This window comes from Halorhodospira neutriphila (genome assembly GCF_016584055.1).
Lineage (GTDB): Bacteria > Pseudomonadota > Gammaproteobacteria > Nitrococcales > Halorhodospiraceae > Halorhodospira > Halorhodospira neutriphila.
In genome coordinates this window covers 1-26,237 of the sequence record NZ_NRSH01000014.1, presented here as the reverse complement: position 1 = coordinate 26,237, position 26,237 = coordinate 1, and the positions used below count along the sequence as shown (strand labels likewise).

At 70.4% G+C, this 26,237-nt stretch carries 26 protein-coding genes and 1 tRNA gene; 15 read left to right on the top strand and 12 right to left on the bottom strand.

Translation table 11 applies throughout. The annotated features are described in order from the left end of the window. The 4 genes from CKO13_RS02585 to CKO13_RS02570 form a co-directional block, all read right to left on the bottom strand. Positions 1-200, bottom strand: a 200-nt coding sequence (locus tag CKO13_RS02585) for a hypothetical protein (protein WP_200256519.1), incomplete at its 3' end; no start/stop codon positions are given. Further along, positions 201-584, bottom strand: a complete 384-nt coding sequence (locus CKO13_RS02580) for an ExbD/TolR family protein (RefSeq protein ID WP_200256517.1) — start codon at positions 582-584, stop codon at positions 201-203. It lies immediately after the preceding gene. Then, positions 581-1,006 carry a TonB-system energizer ExbB gene (gene exbB / locus CKO13_RS02575; RefSeq protein WP_200256514.1) on the bottom strand — a complete coding sequence of 142 codons (426 nt, stop codon included), beginning with the start codon at positions 1,004-1,006 and terminating at the stop codon, positions 581-583. Before exbB ends, CKO13_RS02580 begins: the two co-directional genes overlap by 4 nt. Positions 1,007-1,017: 11 nt before the next feature. Further along, a complete protein-coding gene (locus tag CKO13_RS02570; protein WP_200256512.1) occupies positions 1,018-1,956 on the bottom strand; it encodes an SDR family NAD(P)-dependent oxidoreductase in 939 nt (312 codons plus the stop codon). Positions 1,957-2,109: 153 nt separating this feature from the next. Between CKO13_RS02570 and CKO13_RS02565 the strand changes: the two genes are divergently transcribed. Both CKO13_RS02565 and CKO13_RS02560 read left to right on the top strand, forming a co-directional pair. Next, positions 2,110-3,036 (top strand): glycine betaine ABC transporter substrate-binding protein, encoded by a 927-nt coding sequence (locus tag CKO13_RS02565; protein ID WP_200256510.1) that lies wholly within the window; start codon positions 2,110-2,112, stop codon positions 3,034-3,036. A 29-nt stretch (positions 3,037-3,065) separates the two neighbouring features. Beyond that, complete coding sequence (locus CKO13_RS02560; RefSeq protein WP_200256508.1) at positions 3,066-4,283, top strand: GGDEF domain-containing protein; 1,218 nt, start codon at positions 3,066-3,068, stop codon at positions 4,281-4,283. On the opposite strand, the gene CKO13_RS02555 is transcribed toward CKO13_RS02560, so the two are convergent. Continuing rightward, a complete protein-coding gene (locus CKO13_RS02555; protein WP_200256506.1) occupies positions 4,280-4,906 on the bottom strand; it encodes a TetR family transcriptional regulator in 627 nt (208 codons plus the stop codon). The two genes, CKO13_RS02560 and CKO13_RS02555, sit on opposite strands and share 4 nt — an antisense overlap. 121 nt (positions 4,907-5,027) lie before the next feature. On the opposite strand from CKO13_RS02555, the gene CKO13_RS02550 reads away from it, so the two are divergent. The 3 genes from CKO13_RS02550 (at position 5,028) to CKO13_RS02540 (ending at position 10,291) form a co-directional block, all read left to right on the top strand. Next, the gene (locus CKO13_RS02550; protein WP_200256504.1) at positions 5,028-6,206 is read left to right on the top strand and encodes an efflux RND transporter periplasmic adaptor subunit; all 1,179 of its coding nucleotides are present in this window, start codon (positions 5,028-5,030) and stop codon (positions 6,204-6,206) included. After that, positions 6,199-9,321 carry an efflux RND transporter permease subunit gene (locus tag CKO13_RS02545; protein WP_200256502.1) on the top strand — a complete coding sequence of 1,041 codons (3,123 nt, stop codon included), beginning with the start codon at positions 6,199-6,201 and terminating at the stop codon, positions 9,319-9,321. Before CKO13_RS02550 ends, CKO13_RS02545 begins: the two co-directional genes overlap by 8 nt. Positions 9,322-9,415: 94 nt before the next feature. After that, positions 9,416-10,291: an EamA family transporter gene (locus CKO13_RS02540; RefSeq protein WP_200256500.1), complete on the top strand. Its 876-nt coding sequence runs from the start codon at positions 9,416-9,418 to the stop codon at positions 10,289-10,291. Here the strand turns inward: CKO13_RS02540 and CKO13_RS02535 are convergent. Both CKO13_RS02535 and CKO13_RS02530 read right to left on the bottom strand, forming a co-directional pair. After that, positions 10,288-11,070 (bottom strand): SDR family NAD(P)-dependent oxidoreductase, encoded by a 783-nt coding sequence (locus CKO13_RS02535; RefSeq protein ID WP_338034563.1) that lies wholly within the window; start codon positions 11,068-11,070, stop codon positions 10,288-10,290. The two genes, CKO13_RS02540 and CKO13_RS02535, sit on opposite strands and share 4 nt — an antisense overlap. Positions 11,071-11,095: 25 nt before the next feature. Next, positions 11,096-11,626, bottom strand: coding sequence for a carboxymuconolactone decarboxylase family protein (locus CKO13_RS02530; protein WP_200256496.1), 531 nt, complete (start codon positions 11,624-11,626; stop codon positions 11,096-11,098). Positions 11,627-11,839: 213 nt separating this feature from the next. Here CKO13_RS02530 and CKO13_RS02525 point away from each other — a divergent pair, with 213 nt between their 5' ends. Together CKO13_RS02525 and CKO13_RS02520 are read left to right on the top strand one after the other, a co-directional pair. Beyond that, a complete protein-coding gene (locus CKO13_RS02525) occupies positions 11,840-13,132 on the top strand; it encodes an arsenic transporter (protein WP_200256494.1) in 1,293 nt (430 codons plus the stop codon). A gap of 147 nt (positions 13,133-13,279) precedes the next feature. Beyond that, the gene (locus CKO13_RS02520; protein ID WP_200256492.1) at positions 13,280-13,885 is read left to right on the top strand and encodes a beta-class carbonic anhydrase; all 606 of its coding nucleotides are present in this window, start codon (positions 13,280-13,282) and stop codon (positions 13,883-13,885) included. Between the two features lie 27 nt (positions 13,886-13,912). Here CKO13_RS02520 and petA read toward each other — a convergent pair whose 3' ends face one another. Next, positions 13,913-14,515 (bottom strand): ubiquinol-cytochrome c reductase iron-sulfur subunit, encoded by a 603-nt coding sequence (gene petA, locus CKO13_RS02515; protein WP_200256491.1) that lies wholly within the window; start codon positions 14,513-14,515, stop codon positions 13,913-13,915. Positions 14,516-14,614: 99 nt separating this feature from the next. After that, positions 14,615-16,066: a Fe-S cluster assembly protein SufB gene (gene sufB, locus CKO13_RS02510; RefSeq protein WP_200256489.1), complete on the bottom strand. Its 1,452-nt coding sequence runs from the start codon at positions 16,064-16,066 to the stop codon at positions 14,615-14,617. Between the two features lie 226 nt (positions 16,067-16,292). Here sufB and CKO13_RS02505 point away from each other — a divergent pair, with 226 nt between their 5' ends. From CKO13_RS02505 to CKO13_RS02485, 5 genes are all read left to right on the top strand, one after another. Further along, on the top strand, positions 16,293-17,468 hold the full coding sequence (locus CKO13_RS02505) for a porin (RefSeq protein WP_200256487.1): 1,176 nt from the start codon (positions 16,293-16,295) through the stop codon (positions 17,466-17,468). 250 nt (positions 17,469-17,718) lie between these two features. Next, entirely contained in the window at positions 17,719-19,137 is a 1,419-nt protein-coding gene (locus CKO13_RS02500; protein ID WP_200256485.1) for an ATP-binding protein, read from the top strand. A 9-nt stretch (positions 19,138-19,146) separates the two neighbouring features. Then, positions 19,147-19,818: a response regulator gene (locus CKO13_RS02495; protein WP_200256483.1), complete on the top strand. Its 672-nt coding sequence runs from the start codon at positions 19,147-19,149 to the stop codon at positions 19,816-19,818. Between the two features lie 113 nt (positions 19,819-19,931). Continuing rightward, a complete protein-coding gene (locus CKO13_RS02490; protein WP_200256481.1) occupies positions 19,932-20,417 on the top strand; it encodes a c-type cytochrome in 486 nt (161 codons plus the stop codon). Between the two features lie 112 nt (positions 20,418-20,529). Then, on the top strand, positions 20,530-21,198 hold the full coding sequence (locus CKO13_RS02485; RefSeq protein ID WP_200256479.1) for a cytochrome b/b6 domain-containing protein: 669 nt from the start codon (positions 20,530-20,532) through the stop codon (positions 21,196-21,198). A 74-nt stretch (positions 21,199-21,272) separates the two neighbouring features. On the opposite strand, the gene CKO13_RS02480 is transcribed toward CKO13_RS02485, so the two are convergent. The 3 genes from CKO13_RS02480 to CKO13_RS02470 form a co-directional block, all read right to left on the bottom strand. After that, positions 21,273-21,349 (bottom strand) — tRNA-Glu (locus CKO13_RS02480). Between the two features lie 126 nt (positions 21,350-21,475). Continuing rightward, positions 21,476-21,808 carry an EF-hand domain-containing protein gene (locus CKO13_RS02475; protein ID WP_200256477.1) on the bottom strand — a complete coding sequence of 111 codons (333 nt, stop codon included), beginning with the start codon at positions 21,806-21,808 and terminating at the stop codon, positions 21,476-21,478. 60 nt (positions 21,809-21,868) lie between these two features. Beyond that, the gene (locus CKO13_RS02470; protein ID WP_200256475.1) at positions 21,869-22,303 is read right to left on the bottom strand and encodes a DUF4168 domain-containing protein; all 435 of its coding nucleotides are present in this window, start codon (positions 22,301-22,303) and stop codon (positions 21,869-21,871) included. 272 nt (positions 22,304-22,575) lie between these two features. Here CKO13_RS02470 and CKO13_RS02465 point away from each other — a divergent pair, with 272 nt between their 5' ends. From CKO13_RS02465 to CKO13_RS02455, 3 genes are all read left to right on the top strand, one after another. Then, a complete protein-coding gene (locus CKO13_RS02465) occupies positions 22,576-23,976 on the top strand; it encodes a sensor histidine kinase (RefSeq protein ID WP_200256473.1) in 1,401 nt (466 codons plus the stop codon). Then, a complete protein-coding gene (locus CKO13_RS02460; protein WP_200256471.1) occupies positions 23,973-25,349 on the top strand; it encodes a sigma 54-interacting transcriptional regulator in 1,377 nt (458 codons plus the stop codon). Before CKO13_RS02465 ends, CKO13_RS02460 begins: the two co-directional genes overlap by 4 nt. Before the next feature lie 73 nt (positions 25,350-25,422). After that, positions 25,423-26,237 (top strand): AAA family ATPase (locus CKO13_RS02455; RefSeq protein ID WP_200256469.1); only part of this gene is annotated, 815 nt, incomplete at its 3' end.

Below are 26,237 nucleotides of genomic sequence, written 5' to 3'. Positions count from 1 at the left end.
CCCGCGAAGGGGAGGGGGGCTGAGTGGACCCGCTCCGGGGCCTTGAGCATCGCCGCCGAGACCGGCACCCGCCGCCCCTGGGTCGGCTCCGGCGGCGCCGCCGCGCCCAGCAGCCAGCCGGCGGCCGCCGCCCCGGCGGTCAGGAGCGTGGCGACGGCGAGGCCGATGCCCTCGCAGCGCCGGCAGCGCCGCGGGTCCACTCAGCCCCCCTCCCCTTCGCGGGTCACGATGGCCAGGCGGGTGAGCCCGCGCGCCTTCAGGGCGTCGACGACGGTGACGAAGCGGCCGAAGGGGACCGCCCGGTCCACCCGCAGGGTGACCGCGGTCTCCGGCGCCAGGCCGTCGAGGCGCCCCTTGAGCTCGGCGAGCGCCACCGGCTCGCCGCCGTAGAAGAGCTGCCGGTCGGCGCCGATCGCCACCTCCACCGGCGGATCCGCCGGCGGCTCGGCGGTGCTGCTCGCCTCGGGCAGGTCGATCTCCAGCCGCCCCTCGGCGATGAAGGTCGCCGTGGTCAGGACGATCGCCAGCAGCACCAGCATGATGTCGATAAAGGGGATGACGTTGATCTGGTCGAAGCGCCTCATGCCCCGTGGACCCGGCGCCACTCGGCGACCAGCACCTCCACGCGGCGCATCAGGCCGTTGTAGAGCAGGATGCTGGGGATGGCGACGGCCAGCCCCAGGGCCGTGGCCTTCAGCGCCAGGGCCAGCCCGGTCATCACCGCCGCCGTCTCGATGGCGCCGCCCTGGCCGAGGTCGTAGAAGGTGATCATGATCCCGAGCACCGTGCCGAGCAGCCCCACGTAGGGGGCGTTGGCGCCGACGCTGGCGATGGCCGTGAGGTTGCGCGTCAGCGCCGCGCGGAAGGTCTCGAGGTGGTCGAACTGCTCCACCGCCACCTGCCGGTAGTAGAGCCAGCGCTCGACGCTGAGGGCCACGGCGAGGAAGAGCATGGCGCCGAGCAGCCCGATGACGGCGTAGTCCAGGTACTCCTTGAGTAGCTCCATAGGGGCGTCGTTCAGCGGTAGTACGGGGCGAGCTGCTCCTCGAGGAGCTCGAGGAGCCGCAGCCGGTCGGTCAGCCGCTCCCGGGTCCAGGGGAAGAGGTGGGCGCGGGCCTCGCGGCGGTCGAAGTAGAGGGCGCCGCTGCGCAGCGCCGGGGCGCCGCCGCCGAGCTCCGCGGCGGGCGGCCGGGTGACGAGCCAGACGAGGGTGTCGGCCCCCTGCTCGGGGGTGCGCAGCCGGCCGCTCGTCAGCCGCCAGAAGCCGGGGATCGCCGCCTGGATGCCGGCCGTGTCCACCCAGCCCGGGTGCATGGCCAGGCAGTCGATGCCCTGGAACTCCGGGACCTCGGCCATCTCGCGGTTGACGACGACCTGCGCCCGCTTGACGTTGGCGTAGGTCTCGACCTTGCTATAGTGCTCGTTCTCGAAGATGTGGTCCAGGTGGAGGCGCTTGAGGTACATCCCGCCGGAGCTCATCCAGACGATCCGGCCGCCGGGCTTGAGCTTGCCGAGGCTGACCAGGTTGCGCGCCAGCAGGAAGTGGCCGAAGAGCTGCGAGGCCATCTGCATCTCGACGCCCTGCGCGTTCGCCTCGAAGCGCTCGGGCATGCCCCCGGCGTTGAGGGCGAGGAAGTCCAGCGCCGGGAGCTCGTCGGCCGCCCGGGCGACCGCCGCCCAGTCCGAGGTGTCGAGGGGCCGGTAGTCGGGGTCGCCGCCGCTGCCCGGGCTGCGGCCGCAGGCCAGCACCCGGTGGCCGAGGCCGCGCAGGCGCTCGACGGCCGCCTGCCCGATCCCCCGGCTGCCGCCGGTGACCAGGCCCACCAGCGGCTGCGAGGCGGCGTCGCGCAGGGGCTCCTGGAACGCCGGACGCCGCTCCGCGTGGCGCTCGAAGCCCGTGCGGTCAAAAGAGAAGAAGATCGAGGCGTCCTGCAGCCTATCGAGCCCTTGCCACATCTCCGGGTTTCCTCTCGCTCGCTGCGATCCCCGCCGAGCGGGTCGAGGCCCAAGCCTAACCGAGCAGCGCGCCGGATCAAGCCCTCGGCGGTTGCCATCCGGCGGGGAAAGCCCTAGCTTGGTGAGGCCTTATCGTGACTCGAGGGGGACCGCATGGCTAGAGGCCGCCTCCCTTCGCCGACACCGCGCCTGGCTCCCTTCGCCCTTGCCGGCGGGCTCGCCCTCGCGGCCCTGGGGCCGCTCGGCTGCGCCCCGGAGGAGGACGGCGGCGAGCGCCGGGGCGCCGGCAGCGGGGGGCAGGAGGCCGACCCCGTCGAGATCGTCTACGTCGAGTGGGACTCCGAGATCGCGAGCACCCACGTCGTCGAGGCGGTCATCGAGGAGCGCCTCGGCCAGGAGGCCGAGACCGTCGCCGTCACCCTCACCGCCCTGTGGGAGTCGATCGCCGCCGGCGACATGGACGCCACCGTCGCCGCCTGGCTCCCCTCGCTCCAGGCCGATCAGCGCCGGGAGTACGGCGATCAAGTGGAGATCCTCGGCCCCCACCTCGAGGGTACCCGCATCGGCCTCGTCGTGCCGGCGTACGTCCCTATCGACTCCATCACCGAGCTGCCCGGGCACGCCGAGCGCCTCGACCGCCAGATCATCGGCATCGAGCCGGACGCGGGGATCATGGGCAAGGCCGAGCAGGCCCTCGAGGCCTACGGCCTCGAGCAGTTCCGGCTGATCTCCGGCAGCGACTCGACGATGTCCACGGTGCTCGGCAAGGCCATCCGCGAGCGGCGGTGGATCGTGGTCACCGGCTGGACCCCGCACTGGAAGTTCGCCCGGTGGGATCTCAAGTACCTCGACGACCCCCGCAACGTCTTCGGCGGCACGGAGCGCATCAGCACCGTGGTCCGCCAGGGGCTGAAGGCGGACCGGCCCCAGGTCTACGCCTTCCTCGAGCGTTTCTCGTGGAAGGCATCGGACATGGAGGAGGTGATGCTATTGATGCAGCAGGACGGCACGACCCCCGAGGAGGCAGCGCGGCGCTGGATCGAGCGCCACCCGGAGACCGTCGGGCAGTGGCTCCCCTAGCGGCCCTCCCGGGCGGCGCCTGATACGCCTTGCCCCCCGGGAGCGACACCCTCTCCCCCACCGCCGCCGAGGACCGCAACACGTGGCTCGGCGTCTCCGTCATCACCACCCTGGTCCTGGTCAGCCTGCTGCTGTGGGGGCTCTTCCACGCCCACCGCGCCATCGAGGAGTTCGAGGCCGAGCAGCTCCCCCTCGAGAACATCGCCGGCGAGCTCCTCTACCACACGACCGCCAGCGGGATGGCCGTCCGCCTCGCCGCGGCGACCGGCAACCTGCGCTGGGAAGACCGGCACCGCAGCCACCAGCAGGCCGCCCGGCGGCTGCTCGAGCGGGCCCAGGCGCTGGGCAGCACCGAGCAGGCCCGGGCCATGACCGAGCGGATGCGCGAGGCCCTGGCCACCCTCGGCGAGATCGAGCGCCGGGCCCTGGGGCGCATCAGCCGCGGGGAGCTGCAGGGGGCCCGCCGGCTGCTGAAGGGCTGGACCTACACCAAGGGCAGCCGCAGCCTCGCCGAGGACGCCCAGGCCCTCTCCCGGCTGCTGCGCCGGGACGTCCGGCACCGCGCCGAGCACGAGCAGACGCTCATGCGCGCCTCGATGATCGCCGTCGCCGTGCTGCTCGCCTTCCTCGCCTTCGCCTGGTACCGCTGCATGCGCCAGTGGGAGCGCAACGACCGCAAGCGCCGCGAGAAGGAGGCGGAGATCCTGCGGCTCACCTACCAGGACCCGCTCACCGGGCTCTACAACCGGCGCTTCTTCCTCGAGGCCGGCGAGAAGGCGCTGGCCCACGCCCGGCGCAACGGCAAGTGCCTATCGGCGCTGATGATCGACGTCGACCACTTCAAGACGATCAACGACACCCACGGCCACGCGGCGGGCGACGCCGTCCTGCAGGCCCTGGCCGAGCAGCTCTCGGGCAGCATGCGCGCCGAGGACGTGGCCGCCCGCGTCGGCGGCGAGGAGTTCTGCATCCTCCTGCCGGAAACGGACCTCCCCGCCGCCCGGGCGGCGGCGGAGCGGATCCGGGCGCGGATCGCCCGGGGCGACGGCCTCGAGGGGGGCGCCGCGGGCGCCACGATCAGCGTCGGCGTGGCCGACAGCGCGGATGTGCACAGCCTGGACGGCCTGATGCACAGGGCGGACGCGGCGGTCTACCGGGCCAAGCGCTGCGGCCGCGACTGCATCGCCGAGGCGGCGGGAGACGAGCCGGCGCCGGAGGCGCAGCCGGCTCAGGCGCCGGCCCCCTAAGCCGGCCGGCCCCCCGCGAGGGAGGCGAGGTAGATGTCGACGAGCGCCTCGGCCTCGGCGCCGAGCGCGAAGCTCTCGGGGGCGAGCAGCCAGTTGGCGATGAGCCCGGTCATATAGGCGTGCAGCCCGACAGCCGCGCGGCGGCAGTCGATGGCCGCGGGCAGCTGGGAGCGGGCGACGGCGTTGTCGCAGAAGCGCTCGAGGTGCTCGAGGGCCTGCGCCCGCAGCCCCTTCTGGCGCTCGATCAGGGGGCCGAGCTCGGGGGTCATCTCGCACTTGTGGTAGAGGATCTCCAGGACCCGGCGCTGGCGCGGGTCGCTGGCCGTCTCCTGGAGCACCTTGACCAGCAGCGCCCGCAGCCGGCCGAGGGGGTCGGGCTCCTGGGGGCTCGCCGCCTCCTCGGCGAGGCGCTCGATGGGCAGGTGCACGCGCTCGTGCATGCGGTTGAAGACGTCGATCTTGTTCTTGAAGTGCCCGTAGATGGCCCCGCGGGTCACGCCGGCGGCGCTGGCGATATCGCACAGCGAGGCCTGGGAGACCCCCTTGTCGCAGAACACCTGCTCGGCGGCGTCGAGGATCAGCTCGTAGGTCGCCCGCGCCTCTTCCGGGGTCTTCTTGGCCATCGCCCTCTCGCTCGGTCGGTGCTCGACGGTTGAATTATACATACATGGATGTATAATTCATAACCCTATCCGCCTCGGCCCCGCCCTCTCGAGGCCCCATACCCCTGACGGAAGGAACGCCATGCGCAACGTTCAGCTGCCCCGGTTTGCGAGCGTCGCCCTCACCATCGCCGCCCTCACCGCCGCGGGGTGCGGCGGCGGCGAGGGCCAGCAGGGAGCGGCCCAGCGACCGCCCCCGCAGGTCGGCGTGGTGGCCCTGCAGACCCAGGACCTCGAGCGCACCGCCGAGCTGCCCGGCCGGACCGCCGCCTACCGCGTCGCGGCGATCCGCCCCCAGGTCGGCGGCACCCTCGAGGAGCGCCTCTTCGAGGCCGGCGCCCAGGTCGAGGCGGGCGAGGCGCTCTACCGCATCGACCCCGAGCCGTACCGCGCCGCCGTCGAAGAGGCCGAGGCGCGCCTCGCCGAGGCCGAGGCCACCGTCGACACCGCGCGCAAAGACGTCGAGCGCATCCGGGAGCTGCTCGAGACCAACGGCGCCAGCGAGCAGGAGCTCGACGCCGCCCGCGACCGGCTCGAGCAGAACCGGGCCCAGGTCCAGGCCGCCCGCGCCGCCCTGAGCGCGGCCCGCATCGAGCTCGGCTACACCACCGTGGAGGCGCCCATCTCCGGCCGCATCAGCCAGACCCTCGTCACCGAGGGCGCCCTGGTCAGCGCCCACCAGGAGGCCGCCCTCGCCCGGGTCACCCAGCTCGACCCCATCTATGTCGACCTCCAGCGCTCCGCCGAGCAGGCGCGGCGGCTCAAGCGGGCCCTCGCCCGCGGCGAGCTGGAGCGCGCCGGCGACGGCGCGGCCCGGGTGGAGCTGCTGCTCGGCGGCGGCGAGGCCTACGCGCACGCCGGGCGGCTCGAGTTCTCGGGGGTCACCGTCGAGCGCGGCACGGGCTCGCTGACGCTGCGGGCGGTCTTCCCCAACCCGGACCACGAGCTGATGCCGGGGATGTTCGTCCGCGCCCGGCTGACCGAGGGCGTGGAGCGAGACGCCCTGCTGGTGCCGCAGCAGGGCGTCTCCCGCAACCGCCAGGGCCAGGCGACGGCGCTGGTGGTCAACGACGCGGGCAAGGTGGAGCAGCGCGTCCTGAGCGTCGACCGGGCCGAGGGCAGCTACTGGGTCGTCGAGGAGGGGCTCGCCGAGGGCGACCGGGTCATCGTCTCCGGCCTGCAGAAGGTCCGCCCGGGCCAGGAGGTCCGGCCGGTCTCCGCCGACATCCCGAACCAGCCGGAAGGCGCCGACCATGGTTAACTTCTTCCTCAAGCGGCCGGTCTTCGCCTGGGTCCTGGCGATCGCCGTGATGATCACCGGCGTCCTGGCGCTGCAGACCCTGCCCATCCAGCGCTACCCCACGGTGGCCCCGCCGGCGGTCTCGGTGGAGGCCACCTACCCCGGCGCCTCGGCGGATACCGTCTCCAACACCGTCGTGCAGGTCATCGAGCAGCAGATGACCGGCGTCGAGGGGCTGATCTACATGTCCTCGACGGCCAGCTCCTCGGGGCGCGCCGAGATCACCCTGACCTTCGAGGCCGGCACCGACCCGGACATGGCGCAGGTCCAGGTGCAGAACAAGCTCAAGCAGGCCGAGCCGCTGCTGCCGACCGCCGTCCAGCGCCAGGGCGTGGAGGTCACCAAGGCGAACACCAGCTTCCTCATGGTGACCTCGTTCATCTCCGCCGACGGCCGGCTCGATAAGCAGGACCTCGCCGACTTCATCGCCTCGGAGGTCGAGGAGCCCATCGGCCGGGTCAAGGGCGTGGGCAACACCCAGGTCTTCGGCTCGCAGTACGCCATGCGCATCTGGCTCGACCCGAGCGCCCTGACCGAGCACCAGCTGACCGTCGGCGACATCCGCAGCGCCCTCGAGGCGCAGAACACGGTGGTCACCGCCGGCGAGCTCGGCGGCCTGCCCGCCGTCGAGGGCCAGCAGCTCAACGCCACCGTCTCGGCCCGCGGGCTGCTCGAGGACCCCGAGGCGTTCCGCGACATCCTCCTCAAGACCGACGCCGAGGGCGGCCAGGTCCGCCTCGAGGACGTCGCCCGCGTCGAGCTCGGCGGCGAGACCTCGGCCATCCAGACCTTCTACAACCAACGCCCCGCCGCCGGGCTCGGCATCAACCTCGCCCCCGGCGCCAACTCCCTGGCCACGGCGGAGCGGGTCAAGGAGCGGCTCGCGGAGCTCGAGCCGTACTTCCCCGAGGGCGTGGAGGTCCGCTACCCCTACTCGACGGCGCCCTTCGTCGAGGCCTCCATCGACCAGGTGGGCCACACCCTGGTCGAGGCCATCATCCTCGTGGTCCTCGTCATGGTGCTCTTCCTGCAGAGCTGGCGGGCGACCCTCATCCCCACCCTCGCCATCCCGGTGGTGCTGCTCGGCACCTTCGCGGTGATGGCCGCCACGGGCTTCTCCATCAACATGCTCACCATGTTCGGCATGGTGCTCGCCATCGGCCTGCTGGTGGACGACGCCATCGTCGTGGTGGAGAACGTCGAGCGCATCATGGAGGAGGAGGGCGTCGGCCCCTTCGAGGCCACCCGGCGCTCCATGCGCCAGATCACCGGCGCGCTGGTGGGCATCGGCGTGGTCCTCTCCGCCGTGTTCGTGCCCATGGCCTTCTTCCCCGGCTCCACGGGGGCGATCTACCGGCAGTTCTCCATCACCATCGTCACGGCCATGGCCCTGTCGGTGCTCGTCGCCCTGATCCTCAGCCCCACCCTGTGCGCCAAGATGCTCCGCGCCCAGCAGGGTGAGGGCCGGGTCCGGCGGCTGCTATTCGGCTGGTTCAACCGCCTCCTCGAGGCGGCCACCCGCGGCTACGTCGCCGCCGTGGGCCATATCACCCGCCGCTGGCTCCCCTACACCATCGCCTTCGTGGCCCTCGTCGGGGTGCTCGCGGCGCTCTTCGGCCGCCTGCCCCAGGCCTTCCTCCCCGAGGAGGACCAGGGCGTGCTGGTCACGCAGTTCCAGCTGCCGCCCGGGGCGACCCAGCAGCGCACCCTCGACACCATCGACAAGGTCGAGGAGTACTTCCTCAGCAAGGAGGCGGTCGACGGCGTCTTCGCCGTGGCCGGCTTCAGCTTCACCGGCCGGGCCCAGAACGTCGGCATCGCCTTCGTCAACCTCAAGCCGTGGGATGAGCGCCAGGGCCGGGCCCAGAGCGCCCAGGCGCTGATCGGCAAGGCGAACCGCGATCTCGCCGGCATGATCCGCGACGGCCGCGTCGTCGCCTTCAACCTGCCGCCGATCCCGGCGCTCGGCAACGCCACCGGCTTCGACCTCTACCTCCAGGACCGCGGCGGCCTCGGCCACGAGGGGCTCATGAAGGCCCAGGGGCAGTTCCTCCAGATGGCCGCCCAGAGCCCCGTCCTGGCCCGGGTGCGCCCCAACGGCCTCGCCGACAACCCGCGCTACGACCTGGAGATCGACGAGGCCAAGGCCCGGGCCCTCGAGGTCCCGCTGCCGGCGGTCAACCAGCTCCTCTCGGTGGCCTGGGGCTCGGGCTATATCAACGACTTCCTCCACGAGGGGCGGCTCAAGCGCGTCTACATGCAGGGGCAGGCCCCGCACCGCATGCTGCCCCAGGACTTCCGCGACTGGTACGTGCGCAACGAGCAGGGCGAGATGGTCCCGCTCAACGAGCTCACCGAGGGCGAGTGGACCTTCGGCTCGCCGCGGCTGGAGCGCTTCAACGGCGTCCCCGCCCGGAACATCCGCGGCGAGCCGGCGCCCGGCTACAGCACCGGCGAGGCCATGGCGGAGGTCGAGCGCATCATCGAGCAGCTGCCCGAGGGCATCGACCACGCCTGGGGCGGGATCTCCTACCAGGAGCAGCAGTCGGGCTCCCAGGCCCCCCTGCTCTACGCCCTGTCGCTGATCGTGGTCTTCCTCGCCCTGGCGGCGCTCTACGAGAGCTGGACGATCCCCTTCGCGGTGATCCTCGCCGTGCCGCTCGGCGTGCTCGGCGCCGTGGCCGCCGCGCTGCTGCGCGAGCTGCCCAACAACATCTTCTTCCAGGTCGGGATCCTGACCACCCTGGGGCTGACCGCCAAGAACGCCATCCTCATCGTGGAGTTCGCCCGCGACCTGGAGCAGCAGGGGCGCAGCCTCATCGAGGCCACCCTCGAGGCGGTGCGCATCCGGCTGCGGCCGATCCTGATGACCTCCCTGGCGTTCAGCATGGGCGTGGTGCCGCTGGCGTTCAGCTCCGGCGCCGGGGCGGGCAGCCAGGTCGCCATCGGCACCGCCGTGCTCGGCGGGATGGTCTCGGCGACCTTCCTGGCGATCTTCTTCATCCCGCTGTTCTACGTGCTGATCCGGCGGCTCTCGGACTGGCTGAGCGGCCGTAGCCGGCGGGCCTCGAGCTGATGAGGCGCGCCGGGGCCGGACGGCGGGGGCCCGCGTACCCCCGCCGTCCGGCCCCGCCGACAGACCGGGAGAGACCGACTGGAGTGCAGGCGCAATGGGGTATCTGGTCGGCGTCACGATCCTCTGGGCCTTCTCCTTCAGCCTCATCGGCGAGTACCTCGCCGGGCAGGTGGACAGCCACCTGGCGGTGCTCAGCCGCGTCGTGCTCGGCGGGCTGATCTTCCTGCCGCTGCTGCGCCTGCGCGGCGTGCCGGGGCCGCTCGCCGCGGGCCTGCTGCTCGTCGGCGCGCTGCAGTTCGGGGTGACGTACCTGTGCCTCTACCGCGCCTTCGCCTACCTGACGGTGCCGGAGGTGCTGCTGTTCACCGTCACCACGCCGCTGTACGTGACCCTGATCGACGACGCCCTGGCCCGGCGCTTCGCCCCGGTGGCCCTGCTCGCCGCCGCCCTGGCGGTCCTCGGCGCCGGGATCATCCGCTACGGCGGCGTTACCGAGGGGTACTGGCTCGGCTTCCTGCTCCTGCAGGTGGCCAACGCCGCCTTCGCCGCCGGGCAAGTCGGCTACAAGCACCTGCTGCGGCGCTACAGCGCGCCGGTGCCGGCGCACCGGCTCTTCGCCCTCTTCTTCCTGGGGGCCCTCCCCGTCGCCGGGCTCGCCTACGCCCTCTTCGGCGACCCGCGGATGGTGCCGAGCACCGCGGTCCACTGGGGTGTGCTGCTGTGGCTCGGAACCGCGGCCTCGGGGCTCGGGCTCTTCCTCTGGAACCAGGGCGCCTGCCGTGTCGACGGCGGCACCCTGGCGGTCATGAACAACGCCCTCGTCCCGGCGGGGCTGCTGGTCAACCTCCTCGTCTGGGGCGAGGAGGCCGACCTGCTGCGCCTCGCCCTCGGCGGCTCGGTCATCGCCCTGTCGCTGTGGCTCAACGCCCGCTTCTCCCGCTACGCGCGGCTCGGCGGGGCCGCCGGCTAGCGCCGGAGCACCGCGGGGGGCACGCGGCGTAGCGCCCGGGCCAGCGTGGCGGGCTTGGAGCGCCGCTGCAGGACCCGGCCGGTGCCCGAGACCGCCCGGATCTGCGGGGCCAGGTGCCGGGCGACGGCCTCCGGCTCCTCGGCGAGGGCGTCGATCACCCGCTGCGCCTCCGGCCCCGCGTCGGCGAGGAGGAGCTCGGTGCGCACGAGCCCCGGGCGGAGCTCGTGGACGCCGATGGAGCGGACCCGGGTGCGCCGGAGCTCGCGGCGCAGGTGGGCGGAGAGGCTCGCCACCGCCAGCTTGCTCACCTTGTGGGGGATGGAGGTGCGCGAGAGGGCGGCGCCGAAGGCCGAGAAGCCGAGGTTGAAGAGGTGGTAGCGGGGGTGCGGCGCCTCGGGCTGGCGGCGCATCAGCCGCACCGCCTCGGCGCTGAGCGCCATGGCGCCGGCGAGATTGGTGGTGCACGTGGCGTGGACGTCCTCGGCCGGCAGCGCCTCGAGCGGGCGCTTGAGGCGGCCGGCGGTGCCGGCGTTGTTGATCCAGCGGTCGACGGTGCCCAGCCGCTGCCCGGCGAGCTCGGCCAGCCGCCGGGCCGCCTCCGGCTGGGCGATGTCGCAGGCGAGCCCCTCCACCCGCTCGCCGGCCTCGGCGCGCAGGGCCTCCACGGCCTCGCCGAGGCGCTCGGCGTCGCGGGCGCAGAGGACCACCCGGTCGCCGGCGCGCAGCAGCTCCCGGGCCACGGCGTAGCCGAGGCCGCGGCTGCCGCCGGTGATCACCACGCCCAGCGGGCCGTTGGGCGCCCCCTCAGAAATCGATCTCCACCTCCAGGGCGTCGAGGAAGCGGTTGAAGCCGGCGAAGATCTCCACGACGCCGATGGCCTCCACGATCTGCGCATCGCTCCAGCCGGCCTGGCGGACGCGCGCCAGGGCCGCCTCCTCGAGGCCGCCGGGGTCACGGTTCACCACGCGCGCCATCTCCAGCAGCGCCGCCTCGGCGTCGCCGAAGCCGTGCCCCGCCTCCCCGGCCTTGAGCGCCTCGACGCGCTCGGCGCTGACGCCCAGCCCCTGCAGGGCCTGGCCGTGGGCGGCGACGCAGTAGGCGCAGCCGTTATCCGCCGAGACCGCCAGGGCGATGCCCTCCTTGAGGGCCCGGGGCAGCTCGCCCCCGATCAGGACGGCCTTGAGCTTCTCCCAGTTGCTGCGCAGCAGCGCGGGGTGGTTGGCGTAGGCGCGGAAGATGTTGGGCACGAAGCCGAAGGCCCGCTCGATCTCGCGGAAGATGGGCTGGACCGCCTCCGAGGCGTGCTCGGGGTCTTGGAGGGGGATCCGGGCCATGGCGGCGGCTCCTTACGTCGTCGGAGGCGAGAGTAGGCACCTTTGCCTGACCGATCAGCATCGCACGGAGTTTGATAATTCGCAATCGAGGCCGCTGTTCTGAGAAGGCGCGTGGGTGTGCCTTGCCGTGCCGCGGTAATATACGCTTGCTCGTATATACGTTTAGCCGTATATTGCGCCGTCAACATCCCCCGCTAACTGGGAACGGACCCCATGCTGCTAGCCGCGATCGCGATCTTCGTTGTCACCATCGCCCTGGTCATCTGGCAACCCAAGGGGCTGGGCATCGGCTGGAGCGCCACCATCGGCGCCCTGGTGGCGCTGGCCACCGGCGTTGTCGGGCTCGGCGACGTGCCCGTGGTGGTGGGCATCGTCTGGAACGCGACCCTGACGTTCGTGTTCATCATCATCATCTCGCTGCTGCTCGACGAGGCCGGGCTCTTCGAGTGGGCCGCGCTCCACGTGGCGCGCTGGGGCGGCGGCAACGGCCTGTGGCTCTACGCCTTTATCGTCCTGCTCGGCGCCGCGGTGGCGGTGGTCTTCGCCAACGATGGCGCCGCGCTGATGCTCACGCCGATCGTGCTGGAGATGCTCTTCGCGCTGGGCTTCTCGGCGGGGGCGGCCTTCGCCTTCGTCATCGCCGCGGGCTTCATCGCCGACACGGCCTCGCTGCCGCTGGTCATCTCCAACCTGGTCAACATCGTCTCGGCGGACTTCTTCGGCATCGGCTTCAACGAGTACGCCGCGGTGATGGTGCCGGTGTACGTCGTCTCGGTGCTGGCCTCCCTCGCCGTGCTCATGCTGTTTTTCCGCAAGCAGATCCCACGGGTCTACTCCGCCGCGGGGCTGCGCGCCCCCCAGGACGCCATCAAGGATCCGGCCGTGTTCAAGGCCGGCTGGGGCGTGCTGGGGCTGCTGCTCCTCGCGTTCCTGCTCATCGAGCCCCTGGGTGTTCCCATCTACCTGATCGTGGGCGTCGGCGCCGCGATCCTCCTGGCGATCGCGGCGCGCGGCCACGCCATCGGTACGCGGCAGGTGCTCAAGAGCGCGCCGTGGCAGATCGTGATCTTCTCCGTGGGCATGTACCTGGTCGTCTACGGCCTGCGCAACCAGGGCCTGACGGCGGAGATCGCCGACGTCCTGGACGTCATCGCCGAGCAGGGGGTCGTGGCCGCCTCGGTGGGCACCGGCTTCCTCGCCGCCTTCCTCGCCTCGGTGATGAACAACATGCCCGGCGTCATGGTCATGGCCCTGTCCATCGACGAGTCGGCGGCCACGGGGCTGGTCAAGGAGGCGATGATCTACGCCAACGTCATCGGCTCCGACCTGGGGCCGAAGATCACGCCCATCGGCAGCCTGGCCACGCTGCTGTGGCTGCACGTGCTCGCCCGCAAGGGCGTGCACGTCACCTGGGCCAAGTACTTCGCCATCGGCATCGTGATTACGCCGCCGGTGCTGCTGGTTACGCTCCTCGCCCTCGCCGGGTGGCTAGCGCTGCTGCACTGAGCGCGCCCGGGGGCAGGCACCCCTCGCGAGCTCAGCTGCAGCACAAGGCCGCACAAGCGCCTATATTGGTCTGAAGGGACGCGCACGGACCCGCCCTCCCCCAATAATCCTGCAGGCAAGGCGGCCTCTCCACCCGAGGGCAAGGCCATGACCCTGAAGCATCAGCTCGACCAAGACTTCCGCGAGCGGAGCAACTGGGTGCTGCGCCGCCAGTCGGGGATCCCCAATAACCGGCGGCTCTGGGTGTGCGCCTGCATGGACGAGCGGCTGCCCATCAACGAGGCCCTCGGCATCCGCGGCGACGACGGCGACGCCCACGTCTTCCGCAATGCGGGCGGGATCATCACCGACGACGCCATCCGCTCCGCCCTGCTCTCGTGCCACTTCTTCGGCACCGAGGAGATCGTCATCGTCAACCACACGGAGTGCGGCATGATGGCGGCCCACACCGACACCCTGATGCAGGCCTTCCGGGATCAGGGGATCGAGACCGAGGCCGTGCAGCTGGACCCCGAGGTCCCGGAGCTGGCGCTCGAGGAGGGGGCGTTCGGCAAGTGGCTGCGGATGTTCGACGGGCGCTCCGTGGACGACATCTGCGCCGCCCAGGTGGACCACATCCGCAACCACCCCCTGATCCCGGAGCACGTCACCGTCAGCGGGTGGGTCTGGGAGGTCGAGACTAGCCACCTCCGCCCGCCGCACCACCGCCTGGGAGGCCGGGTCAACAACGCCCGGGAGATGGGCGGCAAGTAGCCGCGTGCCCCGAGTGGGGCGAGGCGATCAGCCGCCCTGATAGTCCTCGGGGTGCTCGCCGATGACCAGGGTATGCTCGTCCTTGAAGCGGTGCGGCGGGATCTCGAGGTTCAGCGGCGCCGGGGTGCCCTTGTAGACGCGGCCGGCCATGTCGTACATGGCGCCGTGGCAGGCGCAGAAGAAGCCGCCGAGCCACTCGTCATCGAACTCCCTGGGCTCGCGCTCCGGATAGAAGATCGGGATGCAGCCCAGGTGGGTGCAGATCGGGATGACCACGAAGGTGCCCGGGGAGACCGAGCGGTGCTGATTGGCGGCGTAGGACGGCTGCTGCGGCTTCTCGGAGTCGGGGTCGCGGAGCCGGTCGACCCGCTGCTCCAGCGTCTCGAGGTGCTTCTCGCCGCGGCCGATCACCCAGATCGGGCTGCCCTTCCACTCGAAGCTCAGCTTCTGGCCGGGGGCGACCTTGCTGACGTCGACCTCGATGGGGGCGCCGGCGGCCCGCGCCTCGACGTTGGGCTTGAGGAAGCCGAGAAAGGGCACGGCGGTGAAGACCAGGCCTGCACCGCCGACCACGGTTGCCGCGCCGGTGAGGAAACGGCGCCGGCTGGGGCTGGGCAGCTCTTCGGCCATACCTGGTCCCTCCTCTGCTGGGCGGCTGCTCTCTCTCCTTTAAAGCCTAGAATGATAGGTTATAACAATGCAAATACCCTTCGAGACAAAACACTCGCCTCAGCCGACGCTCTGATCCAGCGGGAGGTTGAGCAGCCGCTGCGCCTCGGCGGCGAACGGCGCCGGCAGCCGCTGGAGGACCTCCTTGCAGAAGCCGCTGACGATCATGGAGACCGCGTCCTCCTCGCCGATACCCCGCTGCTTGCAGTAGAACAGCTGCGCATCGCTGATCCGGGAGATCGTCGCCTCATGCTCAACCTGGGCCGTCGTGCTCTGGGTGTCGATGTACGGGAAGGTGTGGGCCGCACACTCCGCGCCCATGAGCATCGAGTCGCACTGCGAGTAGTTGCGGGCACGCTCGGCCTCCGGATGCACGCTCACCAGCCCCCGGTAGCTCTGCTGGCCGCGGTCGGCGGCGATGCCCTTGGCGACGATGTGACTGCGGGTGTTCCGGCCCTGATGGATCATCTTGGTCCCCGTATCCGCCTGCTGATAGCCGCGCGTGAGGGTCACGGAGTAGAACTCCCCGACCGCCTCATCGCCTCGGAGCACGCAGCCCGGATACTTCCAGTTGAGGGCCGCCCCCGTCTCAGCCTGCACCCAGCGGATCCGTGAGCGGTCGCCGGCGCAGAGACCGCGCTTGGTATCGAAAGTAAAGACCCCGCCTTGGCCGTGCTCATCTCCGGGATACCAGTTCTGCACGGTGGTGTAGTCGATCCGCGCCCCGTCTCGGGCCACTAGCTCTGCCACCGAGGCGTGCAGCTGGCACTCCTCCCGCCGCGGCGCCGTGCAGCCCTCCAGGAAGGAGACGGTACTCCCCCGCTCGGCGATGATCAGGGTCCGCTCGAACTGCCCGGCGCAGCGGGCGTTGAGGCGCAGATAGGCGGACAGGTGAAGCGGGCACTCGACACCCTCGGGGATATAGACGAAGGTGCCTCCTGCGAAGACCGCCGCATTGAGCGCTGCAAAGGGGTTATCCGCAGGGGGGACCACGCTCCCGAGGTGGCGGCGGACGAGCTCGGGGTATTGCTGCACAGCCGCGGCGAGGGAGCAGAAGACGATCCCGTAACGGGCCAGCTCCGCCTGGCCGGTCGTGGCGACGGGGGCGGCGTCGAAGATGGCGTGGACAGCAGTCCGCGGGCTGCCGCTACCCCCCTGCTGGGCAGGCTCGCGGAGGGGAATGCCGAGGCGCTCGTAGGTCTCAATGAGCCTCGGATCTAGCGCCTCGCCGGCTCCCTGCTCGGGAGCGGCGTAGTAGGAGATCGCCTGGAAGTCGATCTCGGGCAGGGTCAGGCTCGACCAGCGCGGCCAAGCTGCCTCCGTCCAGCGGCGGTACGCCGCAAGGCGCCAGTCGAGCATCCATTGCGGCTCGCCCTGCTTGCGAGAGATCAGCCGGACCGTCTCCTCATTCAGCCCCGGTGGCACGACCTCCTCGGCGACCGGCGTCTCAAAGCCCGCCTCGTAGGAGGCTTGTGCCCACCGCGCCAAGGTCGTCTGCGCGCTTTCCGGCATGGCCGCACCTCCTTAAGTGTACCAATCAAGTACAAATTTTGCGCTGCCGCTCCCTGCATCCGACAACCCATCACTCGCCAGGGATTAAAGGCAGGAGCTGCCGGAGAAGCGCAAAAGCGCTTCTCTCCCCTTCGAGATACCTCCCTCGATAGATACCCCCGCCACTAGTGAGCTGCTAGCTTCAAGGCCGTCTCTTTCGAGGAATTCCACGCGCAAAGGAGGTGGTATGCGCAACCGGCTTCTCGCCGCGGCGATCACGGGGCTAGCGGCGACTCCAGTGGCGGCCCAGGAGGGCCCCGAGGTGTCGTGGTTCGGCTTCGCCCAGATCGCGGCGGAGACCACCGACGAGGATGAGACGGGCGACGGCGGCGGCGTCAAGTTCGCCGCCGACCGGATCCGCATCGGCAACACCGCGCGCTGGGGCAACGGCGTCCACTCCAAGCTGCAGGTGGACTTCAACGCCTCCGGCATCTCGACCGAGGAGAATGACCAAGGCCTCCTGAAGAGCGCCTCCAACACCAACCAGCTGCCGAACATCATCAAGGACGCCGTGGTCGGCTACCGCGTCAACGACAACCTCGACATCCAGGCCGGCATGCGCAAGATGCCGGTGGGCATGGACTTCAACACCTCCGGCAAGAAGCTGGACATCCCCAAGCGCTCCATGGAGAAGGACCTGGTGCTCGAGCGCTCCGCCGGGGCGTTCCTCTTCGGCCAGGCGGGCAGCGCCGGCAGCCGGCTCGGCTACGCCCTGGCCGTGGCCAACCCGGCGACCCGCAGCGGCGCCGTGGATCCCGGCGCCGGCGAGTGCTTCATCGCCGACGCCGGCGCCCCCGGCGAGGTCAACGAGCCCGGCTCCCCTGGCGAGGACAACAGCTACGCCGGCCGGCTCAGCTACCAGGCGGGGCAGGCCCTCTACGCCGAGGGCTACTACGGCACCAGCACCACCAGCTGCACAGCCGGCAACGCCGAGGACTACCAGGTCTACGGCGTCGGCCTCCGGGGCCAGCCCACCTCGCGCCTGACCCTCAAGGCCGAGTGGATCCAGGGCGCCAACGTGCAGCACGTGGACGGCCGCGACCGCGACGTCTGGTACGTGCACGGCGGCTACATGCTGAACCCGGGGCTCGAGGCGGTGATCCGGCACTACAACTCGAGCTACGAGGGCGGGAGCGTCGACGCCGACCTCGGCGAGACCTGGTTCAACGCCAACTTCTTCCTGGCCCCGGAGGCCCGCCACCAGGCCCGCATCCAGCTGAGCCTGGTCCTGCCGCGCGGCGACACCGAGGCCTCGGACTACGGCGGGGACGCGCCGGATCAGTTCCACCGCACGGCCTTGAACTTCGACAAGGACGGGGACGCCGAGACCACCTTCCTGGCCCAGTTCCAGGCCGCCTTCTGAGCCGCTCGGCTCGGGGCGGCGGCTGGATGGCGCGCCGGCCCGGCGCCCTAGAAGCAGGGCCGCGTCTCGCCAGGCGCAGCGCCAAGGACCCTTGGCGGCGGTTTTGAGCTTGTCCGACTCAAGCTAGGCCCGACTGCCCCTGGCCCTGCCGGGGGCTCTTTTTTCTCCCGCAGTACGGGGAGGCTATCCCCGCACCCGGGGCGTACGGTTAATATGCCGACTCTCGAGGCCGAGCGACGAGAGCTGCGCCATGCGCCGTCCGGGGATCACTGCCAAGCTCTTCCTCGCGCTGCTCGGGGGGACGCTCGCCGTGCTCGCCCTGATGGTCGTCGCGCTGCACTTCAACTTCCGATGCAGCTTCCTCGACTACGTCCATGAGCGCCAGCAAGAGCATATCGCTGAACTCGCGGAGCTGCTCGGTGATCACTACGCCGCCAACGGTGACTGGTCGACCCTGAGCCGACCAGAGCACTGGCACCAGCTCCTGCGCTACGCTCTCCACCACGGCAATGAGGACGCCGACGCGCCCAGCTCCGCGGCAGAGGGCGGTCCACCGCGCCACCCGGGGCCACGCTCACCGAGCCGCCACCTTGTCCTGCTCGATACCGACCGGGAGAAGATCGCCGGCACCGGGCTGGACAAGCTGGAGCAGCCGAGCTTTACCCCCATCAAGTACCACGAGGAGACCGTCGGCTACTTGGCCTACCCCTCGCCCCTCCGGATCCCCGATCCGCTGGTGCAGCGCTTCCAGGCCGAGCAGCTCGAGACCGCGGCGCAGATCACCCTCGTGGCGGTGGTCCTCGCCTTTCTCCTCAGCCTCGGCCTGGCGCGCAGCTTCCTCGGCCCCGTCAGCCGGCTCGCCGAGGCCTCGCGCCGGCTTACCGCCGGGCATTTCAATACCCGCATCTCCCTTGCCCGCTACGATGAGCTCGGCCAGCTCGCCGGCGACTTCAACCGCCTCGCCGAGACGCTGGAGCGTAACGAACGGCTGCGCCGCGAGGTCATGGCCGATCTTTCCCATGAGCTGCGCACCCCGGTCTCGGTACTGCGCGGCGAGATTGAGGCGTTGGAGGACGGGGTACGCCCGCTCGATCAGCAGGCCCTGGGGCGCCTCCAGGAGCACGTCACAGGCCTCGGCCGGCTCATCGACGACCTTTACGAACTCGCCCTCGCCGACGCCGGCGCCCTCGACTACCGCAAAGAGCCCATCGAGCTGAACGCCCTGCTCGCCGAACTCGTCGAGCAGTGGCGCTCCCGTTTCGAGGCCGCCCAGCTAGTGCTCGAGCTGGAGACAGCGGAGAGCGAGCTCTGGGTCGAGGGCGATCGCCGGCGGCTGGGCTCTTTGTGGCACAACCTGCTGCAGAACAGCTTGCGCTACACGACCGCCGGCGGCTCGACTCGGATAACGGCCGCCCGTATTGGGGCATCCGCTCGCGCCACCATTGAGGATACCGCCCCTGGTATCGCGGTCACGGAGCACGAGGCGATCTTCGAGCGCCTCTACCGGGTCGAGGGATCGCGCAGCCGGGACAGCGGCGGCTCCGGCCTGGGGTTGGCCCTATGCTGGACGATCGCCGAGGCCCACGGGGGTAGCGTCCGTGCCTACAGCGCCGCGCTCGGTGGCTTGGGCGTCGAGATCGAGCTGCCGCTGCGCGCGCGCGAGGAATAAGGAGCCATCTTGAGCGCTCATATCCTGATCGTCGAGGATGAAACGCGGCTCGCCGAGCTGCTCGCGGACTATCTACAGGCCGCGAGCTTCACCACCGAGCACCTCACCGACGGCAGCGCCGTGGTACCCGCCCTGCAGGCGCGGATGCCGGACCTGATCCTGCTTGACCTCATGCTCCCAGGCGAGGACGGCATGAGCGTATGCCGCGCGATCCGCCGCTTCAGCGAGGTCCCGATCATCATGATCACTGCCCGCGTCGAGGAGATCGACCGCCTACTCGGCCTCGAGCTCGGCGCTGACGACTATATCTGCAAGCCCCTGAGCCCACGGGAAGTCGTCGCCCGCGTCAAGGCAATCCTCCGGCGCCTTCAGCGCAGCGGCGGTGAGGGATCGGGACTGGCGATCGATATACTCGCCTACCGCGCCTGGCTCGACGGCCACGAGCTCACGCTGACCCCCGTTGAGCTGCGGCTCTTGGCTGCCCTCGCCGAGCATCCGGGCCAGGTCTTCTCGCGGGGACAGCTGCTGGATCGCCTCTATAGCGATCACCGTGTCGTCACCGACCGGACAATAGACGCTCACATCAAGAACCTACGCCGCAAGCTCAGCGCAGTACGAGACGAGCAGGAGTTGATCCGCTCCGTCTACGGCGTCGGCTACCGGCTCGAAGAGGGCCTCTGAGAGCGGACTTCACGCTCTCTTCAAATTCCCTCCACACAGCTCGCCCACCATATCCGCCCGTTTTCACGACAAGGGCGCTGAGTCGCCCTCTGTCCCATCGAAGGAGCTTTCGGATGATGCGTGAACGCGGCGGTAAGCTTTTCTCCCTGCTGGCGCTCTCGAGCGCGGCCGTGCTGGCCGCGGGCGGTGCAACAGCCGATCGGGGCGCCGGCGGGATGAGCGACGAGGACAAGATCGAGTACCGCAAGGCGGTGTATAAGGTTATCGGCGTCAACTTTAAGCCCATGGGGGCGATGGTGAAGGGGAAGATCGACTACGATCCCGAGCTTTTCGCCCGGAATGCGCAGCGGGTCGCGGACGTCAGCGAGATGGCCCTTGAGGGGTTCCGCGGTGGCCCCCACCAGGGCAATACCGAGAGCCTCGATGCCATTTGGGAGGAGTGGGCTGATTACCGCCAGGGCACGGAGCGCTTCCAGGAGCAGGCCCAGGAGCTGGCCTCGGCAGCGCAGGGAGGCGCGGAGTGGCCGCAGCTGAAGAAGCAGTTCATCCAGGTGGCCGATACCTGCAAGAGCTGCCACGACGACTACCGCGAGGATTAGGCGGCTCGCCAAGATGCGGCTTTGCGGAGCGTCGCCGATCTCCGGCTACGCTCCGCATGCCGACTAACGAGCCCCGCCAATAAGTCTCGCCGCAGTCCAGAGGAGAGAACGCATGGGAGTCTCTGGCACGAACGCCGTCTATGTCTGGGACCTCTGGGTCCGCCTGTTCCATTGGGGCTTGGCTGCAGCCATGGCGCTGGCCTGGTATAGCGCCGAGCAGGGGATCGCGTGGCAGCAGGTCCACGCCTGGAGCGGCTACGCCGTCATCGTGCTCCTCGCCTTTCGGCTGCTATGGGGGCTCTTCGGCAGCGAGACGGCCCGCTTCTCGCAGTTCCTGACCGGTCCGCGGCGCGTGCTCAACTACCTGCGGCACTGGCGGCACGGCGCCAGCCACAGCATCGGCCACAACCCCATTGGGGGGTGGGCGGTGGTGGTCCTATTGGCCGTGCCCTTCGTCCAGGCTGCGAGCGGGCTCTTCGCGACGGACGAGATCCTCTTCAGTGGGCCGCTGAATCCGTGGGTAAGCAGCAGCACGGCTGATGCGCTCACCTCCCTGCACGTCCAGCTGTTCGATCTGGTCCTAGCGCTGGTGATTGTGCACGTCGCCGCTATCGGTGCCTACCGGCTCTTCCGCGGCGACCGCCTGGTAAAGCCCATGATCACGGGCTACAAGGACAGCGTCTCGTACCAGCCTCGGATCGCCCCTGCACACCGGGCGCTCGCACTGCTCGCCGGAGTGATCGCCGTCTTTGCGGCTCTGTTGGCGGCGGCCTCCGCCTGAGCCTTTGGGATTGGCGGCACCACAGGCCTTCAGTGAGCATGAGGTGCTCAAGGGGGGGGGGTAGCATCTGGGAGTGGCGTCCCCAACGGGATTCGAACCCGTGTCTCCACCTTGAAAGGGTGGTGTCCTAGGCCGCCTAGACGATGGGGACAGTTCGCTAAAAAGCGAGCATAATGGTAAGAATTACCCCCGGCGATGTCAAGCAAGAGGCCGCCTCCCTCTCGGGGATGCGGCTTCTCCTTCGGTGGGCTGGCCCAAGAGCGGGCCAGGTGCCGTGCTAGTTACCGAACCCGCCCGACTGCCCTTGGCCGTCATCGGGCTGGCCCTGGAGGCCGCCGCCCTCACCTTCCGGCTGTTCCGGGGTGGAGCGCCTCTCCAGGGTCACGTACTCCCAGTCCTTCCTGGAGAGCTTGCCGTTGTTATCGATATCCTCCCGCTTGGCCACGCTCTCCGGGATACCAGCATCAACGGCCTCCTCGACAGAGACGCTGCCATCGCCGTCGCTGTCCACCTTATTGAAGGCGGGCTTCTCCTCGGCGTGGAGACCGCCTCCTACCAGAAAGAGGAAGAGGGCTGAGGAAGCGGTGGTCGCTACTACAGTCCTACGCATATCGTTAACACCTCCTGTCACGGATCGACCTAGTCATCTCGCTGCAGCGCAGCGGGCCGATTACTGCTGCTGGGCCTGCTTGTTGATCCGCTCGCGGAGCTCGGGATCGTTCTGGGCAGCCTGGCCGATCTTGGAGTAGCGCTTCACGGAGAGTCCCTCGCCCTTAATGGCCTGGCGCATTTCCTTTTGCATCTCCTTCTGGATCTCCTGGGCCTTCTCCCGGTTCCCCGCCTGGCCAATTTCCTGGGAGTAGCTCTGCTGGATGCTCTGCAGCTCGGCTACGGCTGCAGCGAACTGAGACAGCTCCTTATCGCTGGCGTCCACGCTGGGAGAGGGGTTGGCCTGGGACGGTGGTGTCCCGGCCTGGCCGGCACCCTGCTGGCCAGAGCCCTGGCCAGCCCCCTGAGCCGACGCCGTTCCGAGCGCCAGGGAGAGGCTCCCGACTGCCAGACCGAGCTTCAGGCCGAACTTGGCTGCTTTGCTCCTCATCATCATTACGGTCTCCTCACGGTTCACAAGTGAAGCGCCCCTTGAGAAGCAAGCAGCGTACCAACTTCCGCACTACCCCTCTTTTGTTTTTTATCTTATTGATTATGAAGTTTTTATTTTATTTTCTCTGACGCATTTGAGGACCTTTGACGGCCAACCCTGGGTGTGACACATTTGCACATGTGCACTTCTTTCGTGGTCGGCCCTTGGATCTACGCCTCGCCTTCCTGCTCTATGTCGCCCTCCCTCTGCTCGTGCTGGTAGCCGCGGCCGGCTCCTTGAGTCTCGGCGTACTCGAGGAGATCAACGAGAAGCGCCTCCAGGAAGAGCTGGAGCTGATTGGGCGCACGCTGGAGAAGCCCATGGGCCGCGCCCTGGAGCAGGATCGACATGGCACCCTGGAGAATGCGCTGGCCTCAGCCTTCAACTTTGGCCGGGTATACGGCGCCTACCTCTACAACGCGGACGGCGAGCTCTTAGCCTCCGCCGGTGCCACGCAACCGGATAGCCAAGCCTCGCCAGCCATGCTGGAGAAGGCCAACCGCGAGGGCGAGGCAGGCGGCGAGTACGGTTACCTCGGGGGCCGCGAGGTCTACTCCTTCTTCATCCCTTTGACCAACAGCACCCAGCAGATGAACGGCCTGCTCCAGATCACCCGGCGCAAGAGCGAGATCGAGGCCTACACCCAGGATCTCCGCCTCTACGGGGCCGCCGGGCTGGGGGCGCTCACCCTAGTCCTGATCACCATCACCTTCCTCGGCTACCAGCGGGCCATCGCCGCGCCGCTGAGCCGGCTGACGGCGAGCATGCGGCAGGTGGCCGGCGGCGACCTGGACCACCGCACCCAACCCACCGGCCCCCGCGAGGTCGAGCAGCTCGCGCGCACTTTCAACGCTATGCTCGAGCGCATGCAGCAGGACCGGGAGGAGATCCAGGAGCGGCGCCGCAGCCAGGAGCGCCTCCAGCAGGAGCTCCACCAGGCGGAGAAGATGGCCTCCATCGGCCGGCTCTCCGCCGGGGTGGCCCACGAGCTAGGCACCCCCCTGAGCGTGGTAGACGGCAGCGCGCAGCGCCTGCTGCGCCGTAGCGAACTCTCGGCGGAGACCCACGGCGAGCTCTGGCGGATCCGGGAGCAGGCCCAGCGCATGACCCAGATCGTGGAGCAGCTCCTGGCCTTCGGTAGCCACCCGGAGGGGAGCCCCCGGCCGGTCCTGGTGGGCCGGCTGAGCCGGGCGGTGGCGCGCAACGCCCGAGAGGCCCTGGAGACGGCCGGCACGGAGCTCCAGCTCGAGCTCCCCGAGGCGAACCTCTACGTGCACCTCGATCCCTTCCGCGGCGAGCAGATGCTCAGCCACCTGGTGAACAACGCTATCCAGGCGGCGCCCGGCGGCACGGTCCGCATCGCCTGGGAAGCGCTCGCGAACGGCAGGGTGCGGCTCACGGTGGCGGACAGCGGCGCTGGCGTGCCCGCCGATCTGGCGCCCCACGTCTTCGAGCCGTTCTTCACGACCAAGCCCCCCGGCCAAGGGTCGGGCCTGGGGCTGGCCATGGTGCACGGGGTGGTGGAGGAGCACGCCGGGCGCATCGAGATCGGCACGAGCGAGCTCGGCGGCGCCGCCTTCCACGTCGAGCTGCCGCGAGCGGAAGGCACTGGGGCGGAAGAAGGGAGCACGGCGTGAGCGACGCGGAGCAGATCCTGCTGGTCGAGGACGACGCCGACCTCGCCGGGCTGCTGAGCGACGAGCTGACCGAGGCCGGCTACGCGGTCACCACGCTGCTCCGGGGCGAGGAGGCGGAGCCCGCCGTAGCGCAGGGGCAGGCCGACCTGGTGCTGTGCGACCTGCGCCTGCCGGGGATGAGCGGCATGGAGCTGCTCAAGCGGGTGACGGCCCTGCCCGATCCCCCGGCTTTCCTGCTGATCACCGCCTTCGGCACGATCCCCCAGGCGGTGGAGGCCCTCAAGCTCGGGGCGGACGACTTCCTCACCAAGCCCCTAGACCTCGAGCACCTGCGCCTCCGGGTGGCGCGCACCCTGGAGCACCTGCGCCTGCGCCGGGAGATCGAGGGCCTCCGCCACCGCGAGCCGCCCCTCGACTTCCACGGCTTCATCGGCCAGAGCCCCGCCATGCGCGAGCTCTACGAGCAGATCCGACTGATGGCGAAGGCCGGCGGGGCGGTGCTCATCGAGGGGGAGAGCGGCTCCGGCAAGGAGCTGGCGGCGCAGGCCGTGCACGCCGAGAGCCCCCGGGCGGAGGGGCCGTTCGTCGCCGTGAACTGCGCCTCGATCCCCGCCGAGCTCATGGAGAGCGAGCTCTTCGGCCACCGGGCCGGCGCCTTCACCGGGGCCGCCAACAGCCGCCGGGGGCTGTTCACCGAGGCCGACGGCGGGACGCTCTTCCTCGACGAGATCGGCGAGATGCCCACGACGCTCCAGGCCAACCTCCTGCGCGCCCTCCAGGAGGGGCGCTTCCGCCCGGTGGGCGAGGACCGCGAGCGCACCGTGGACGTACGGGTGGTGGCGGCCACCAACCGCGACCTGGAGGAGGCGGTCGCGATGGGCACCTTCCGCGAGGACCTCTACTACCGGCTGGAGACCTTCCGCCTCCGCGTCCCGCCCCTGCGTGAGCGGGGCGAGGACCTGGAGCTGCTCACCAGCCGCTTTATGGCCCAGCTCGCCAGCCAGCTCCAGCGAGGGACCGTGCAGCTGAGCGAGGACGCCCTCGCCTGCCTGCGGGGCTACTCCTTCCCGGGGAACGTCCGTGAGCTACGCAACGCCCTCGAGCGCGCCGTCACCCTGGCCCGCGGCAACGAGCTGCGCTGCGCCGACCTGCCGGAGCGCATGCAGCGCAGCGCCCCCGCCCCCGCGCAAGCGCCCGTGCCGGCCGGGGCCGGTGAGGGGGCGGCGCTGCTCGGCGACGGCCTGCCGACACTCGAGGAGCTACAGCAGCGCTACGTCGACTACGTCCTCCAGCAAGTCGGTGGCAATAAGCGCCAGGCCGCCCGCATCCTGGGGATCAGCCGGCGGACGCTCTACCGCCGCACCGGCGGCTAAGCGGCACCGCCCCTCCGCGATGCTTCTGTTACACTAACCCTCTCTCGCAGCAGGCCGCCGCAGCGGACTTGGGATGGCCCGGCACTCCTCCGACGACAACCTCCAGTTCCCCCCCGAGGCGCTCTACCGGCTCGGCCTGACCCAGCAGCCCTTCAGCGACCCGCCGCCCTCGACCTACGAGGACCTCACCCGCGCCACCCAGCTCAACGTCACCCTGAGCCTGCTCCAGAGCGGCGAGCGCATCGTGCTCGTGCGCGGCGGCGCCGGGCTGGGCAAGAGCACCTTCCTGCGCCGGCTCGCCGAGCGCCAGCCGCCGGGGCTGCAGGTCGCGCGGCTCACCGGCGGCCCGGGGCTCGGCACGGCGGCGCTCTGGAGCACGCTGGCGGCCGCCGCCGAGGGTGGCGATCCGGGCGCGGCCCCGGAGAACCGCGACCACGCCGCCAACCACGTCCGCGGGGCGCGCCGCGGCGGGATGCGCCCGGCGCTGCTCATCGACGACGCGGACCGGCTCGCCCCCGCCGTCGTGGACGAGCTCCTCGGCCTGTGGCGGGAGCTCGACGAGCTCGAGGAGGGCTTCGCCCTGGTCCTCGCGGTGGACCCCGAGCGCCCGGCGCCGTGGGGGCCGGAGCAGCCCGCGAGCCTGCCCGAGGAGCGCGTCCACACGACCAACCTCTACCCCCTGACCGAGGAGCAGACCGGCGAGTACCTCGAGCACCGGCTCACCGCCGCCGGGGCGGAGCCGGGGCTGCTCACGGCCGCGGAGAAGTCGGCCATCTACGAGGCCGCCGGCGGCCACCCCGGGCGCACCCACGCCGAGGCCTATCGGGCGCTCGCCAACCGCCTGGGCCCCGCGCGCCAGGGGCGTCCGGGCCGCCGGCGGGGGGTCCC

Coding starts and splice junctions, on each gene's coding strand:
- exbB (WP_200256514.1), bottom strand. CDS start 1,006: ATGGAGCTACTCAAGGAGTACCTGGACTACGCCGTCATCGGGCTGCTC.
- CKO13_RS02470 (WP_200256475.1), bottom strand. CDS start 22,303: ATGATGATGAGGAGCAAAGCAGCCAAGTTCGGCCTGAAGCTCGGTCTG.
- CKO13_RS02485 (WP_200256479.1), top strand. CDS start 20,530: ATGGGAGTCTCTGGCACGAACGCCGTCTATGTCTGGGACCTCTGGGTC.
- CKO13_RS02545 (WP_200256502.1), top strand. CDS start 6,199: ATGGTTAACTTCTTCCTCAAGCGGCCGGTCTTCGCCTGGGTCCTGGCG.
- sufB (WP_200256489.1), bottom strand. CDS start 16,066: ATGCCGGAAAGCGCGCAGACGACCTTGGCGCGGTGGGCACAAGCCTCC.
- CKO13_RS02490 (WP_200256481.1), top strand. CDS start 19,932: ATGATGCGTGAACGCGGCGGTAAGCTTTTCTCCCTGCTGGCGCTCTCG.
- CKO13_RS02525 (WP_200256494.1), top strand. CDS start 11,840: ATGCTGCTAGCCGCGATCGCGATCTTCGTTGTCACCATCGCCCTGGTC.
- CKO13_RS02580 (WP_200256517.1), bottom strand. CDS start 584: ATGAGGCGCTTCGACCAGATCAACGTCATCCCCTTTATCGACATCATG.
- CKO13_RS02530 (WP_200256496.1), bottom strand. CDS start 11,626: ATGGCCCGGATCCCCCTCCAAGACCCCGAGCACGCCTCGGAGGCGGTC.
- CKO13_RS02550 (WP_200256504.1), top strand. CDS start 5,028: ATGCGCAACGTTCAGCTGCCCCGGTTTGCGAGCGTCGCCCTCACCATC.
- CKO13_RS02565 (WP_200256510.1), top strand. CDS start 2,110: ATGGCTAGAGGCCGCCTCCCTTCGCCGACACCGCGCCTGGCTCCCTTC.
- CKO13_RS02505 (WP_200256487.1), top strand. CDS start 16,293: ATGCGCAACCGGCTTCTCGCCGCGGCGATCACGGGGCTAGCGGCGACT.
- CKO13_RS02540 (WP_200256500.1), top strand. CDS start 9,416: ATGGGGTATCTGGTCGGCGTCACGATCCTCTGGGCCTTCTCCTTCAGC.
- CKO13_RS02570 (WP_200256512.1), bottom strand. CDS start 1,956: ATGTGGCAAGGGCTCGATAGGCTGCAGGACGCCTCGATCTTCTTCTCT.
- CKO13_RS02520 (WP_200256492.1), top strand. CDS start 13,280: ATGACCCTGAAGCATCAGCTCGACCAAGACTTCCGCGAGCGGAGCAAC.
- CKO13_RS02475 (WP_200256477.1), bottom strand. CDS start 21,808: ATGCGTAGGACTGTAGTAGCGACCACCGCTTCCTCAGCCCTCTTCCTC.
- CKO13_RS02500 (WP_200256485.1), top strand. CDS start 17,719: ATGCGCCGTCCGGGGATCACTGCCAAGCTCTTCCTCGCGCTGCTCGGG.
- petA (WP_200256491.1), bottom strand. CDS start 14,515: ATGGCCGAAGAGCTGCCCAGCCCCAGCCGGCGCCGTTTCCTCACCGGC.
- CKO13_RS02555 (WP_200256506.1), bottom strand. CDS start 4,906: ATGGCCAAGAAGACCCCGGAAGAGGCGCGGGCGACCTACGAGCTGATC.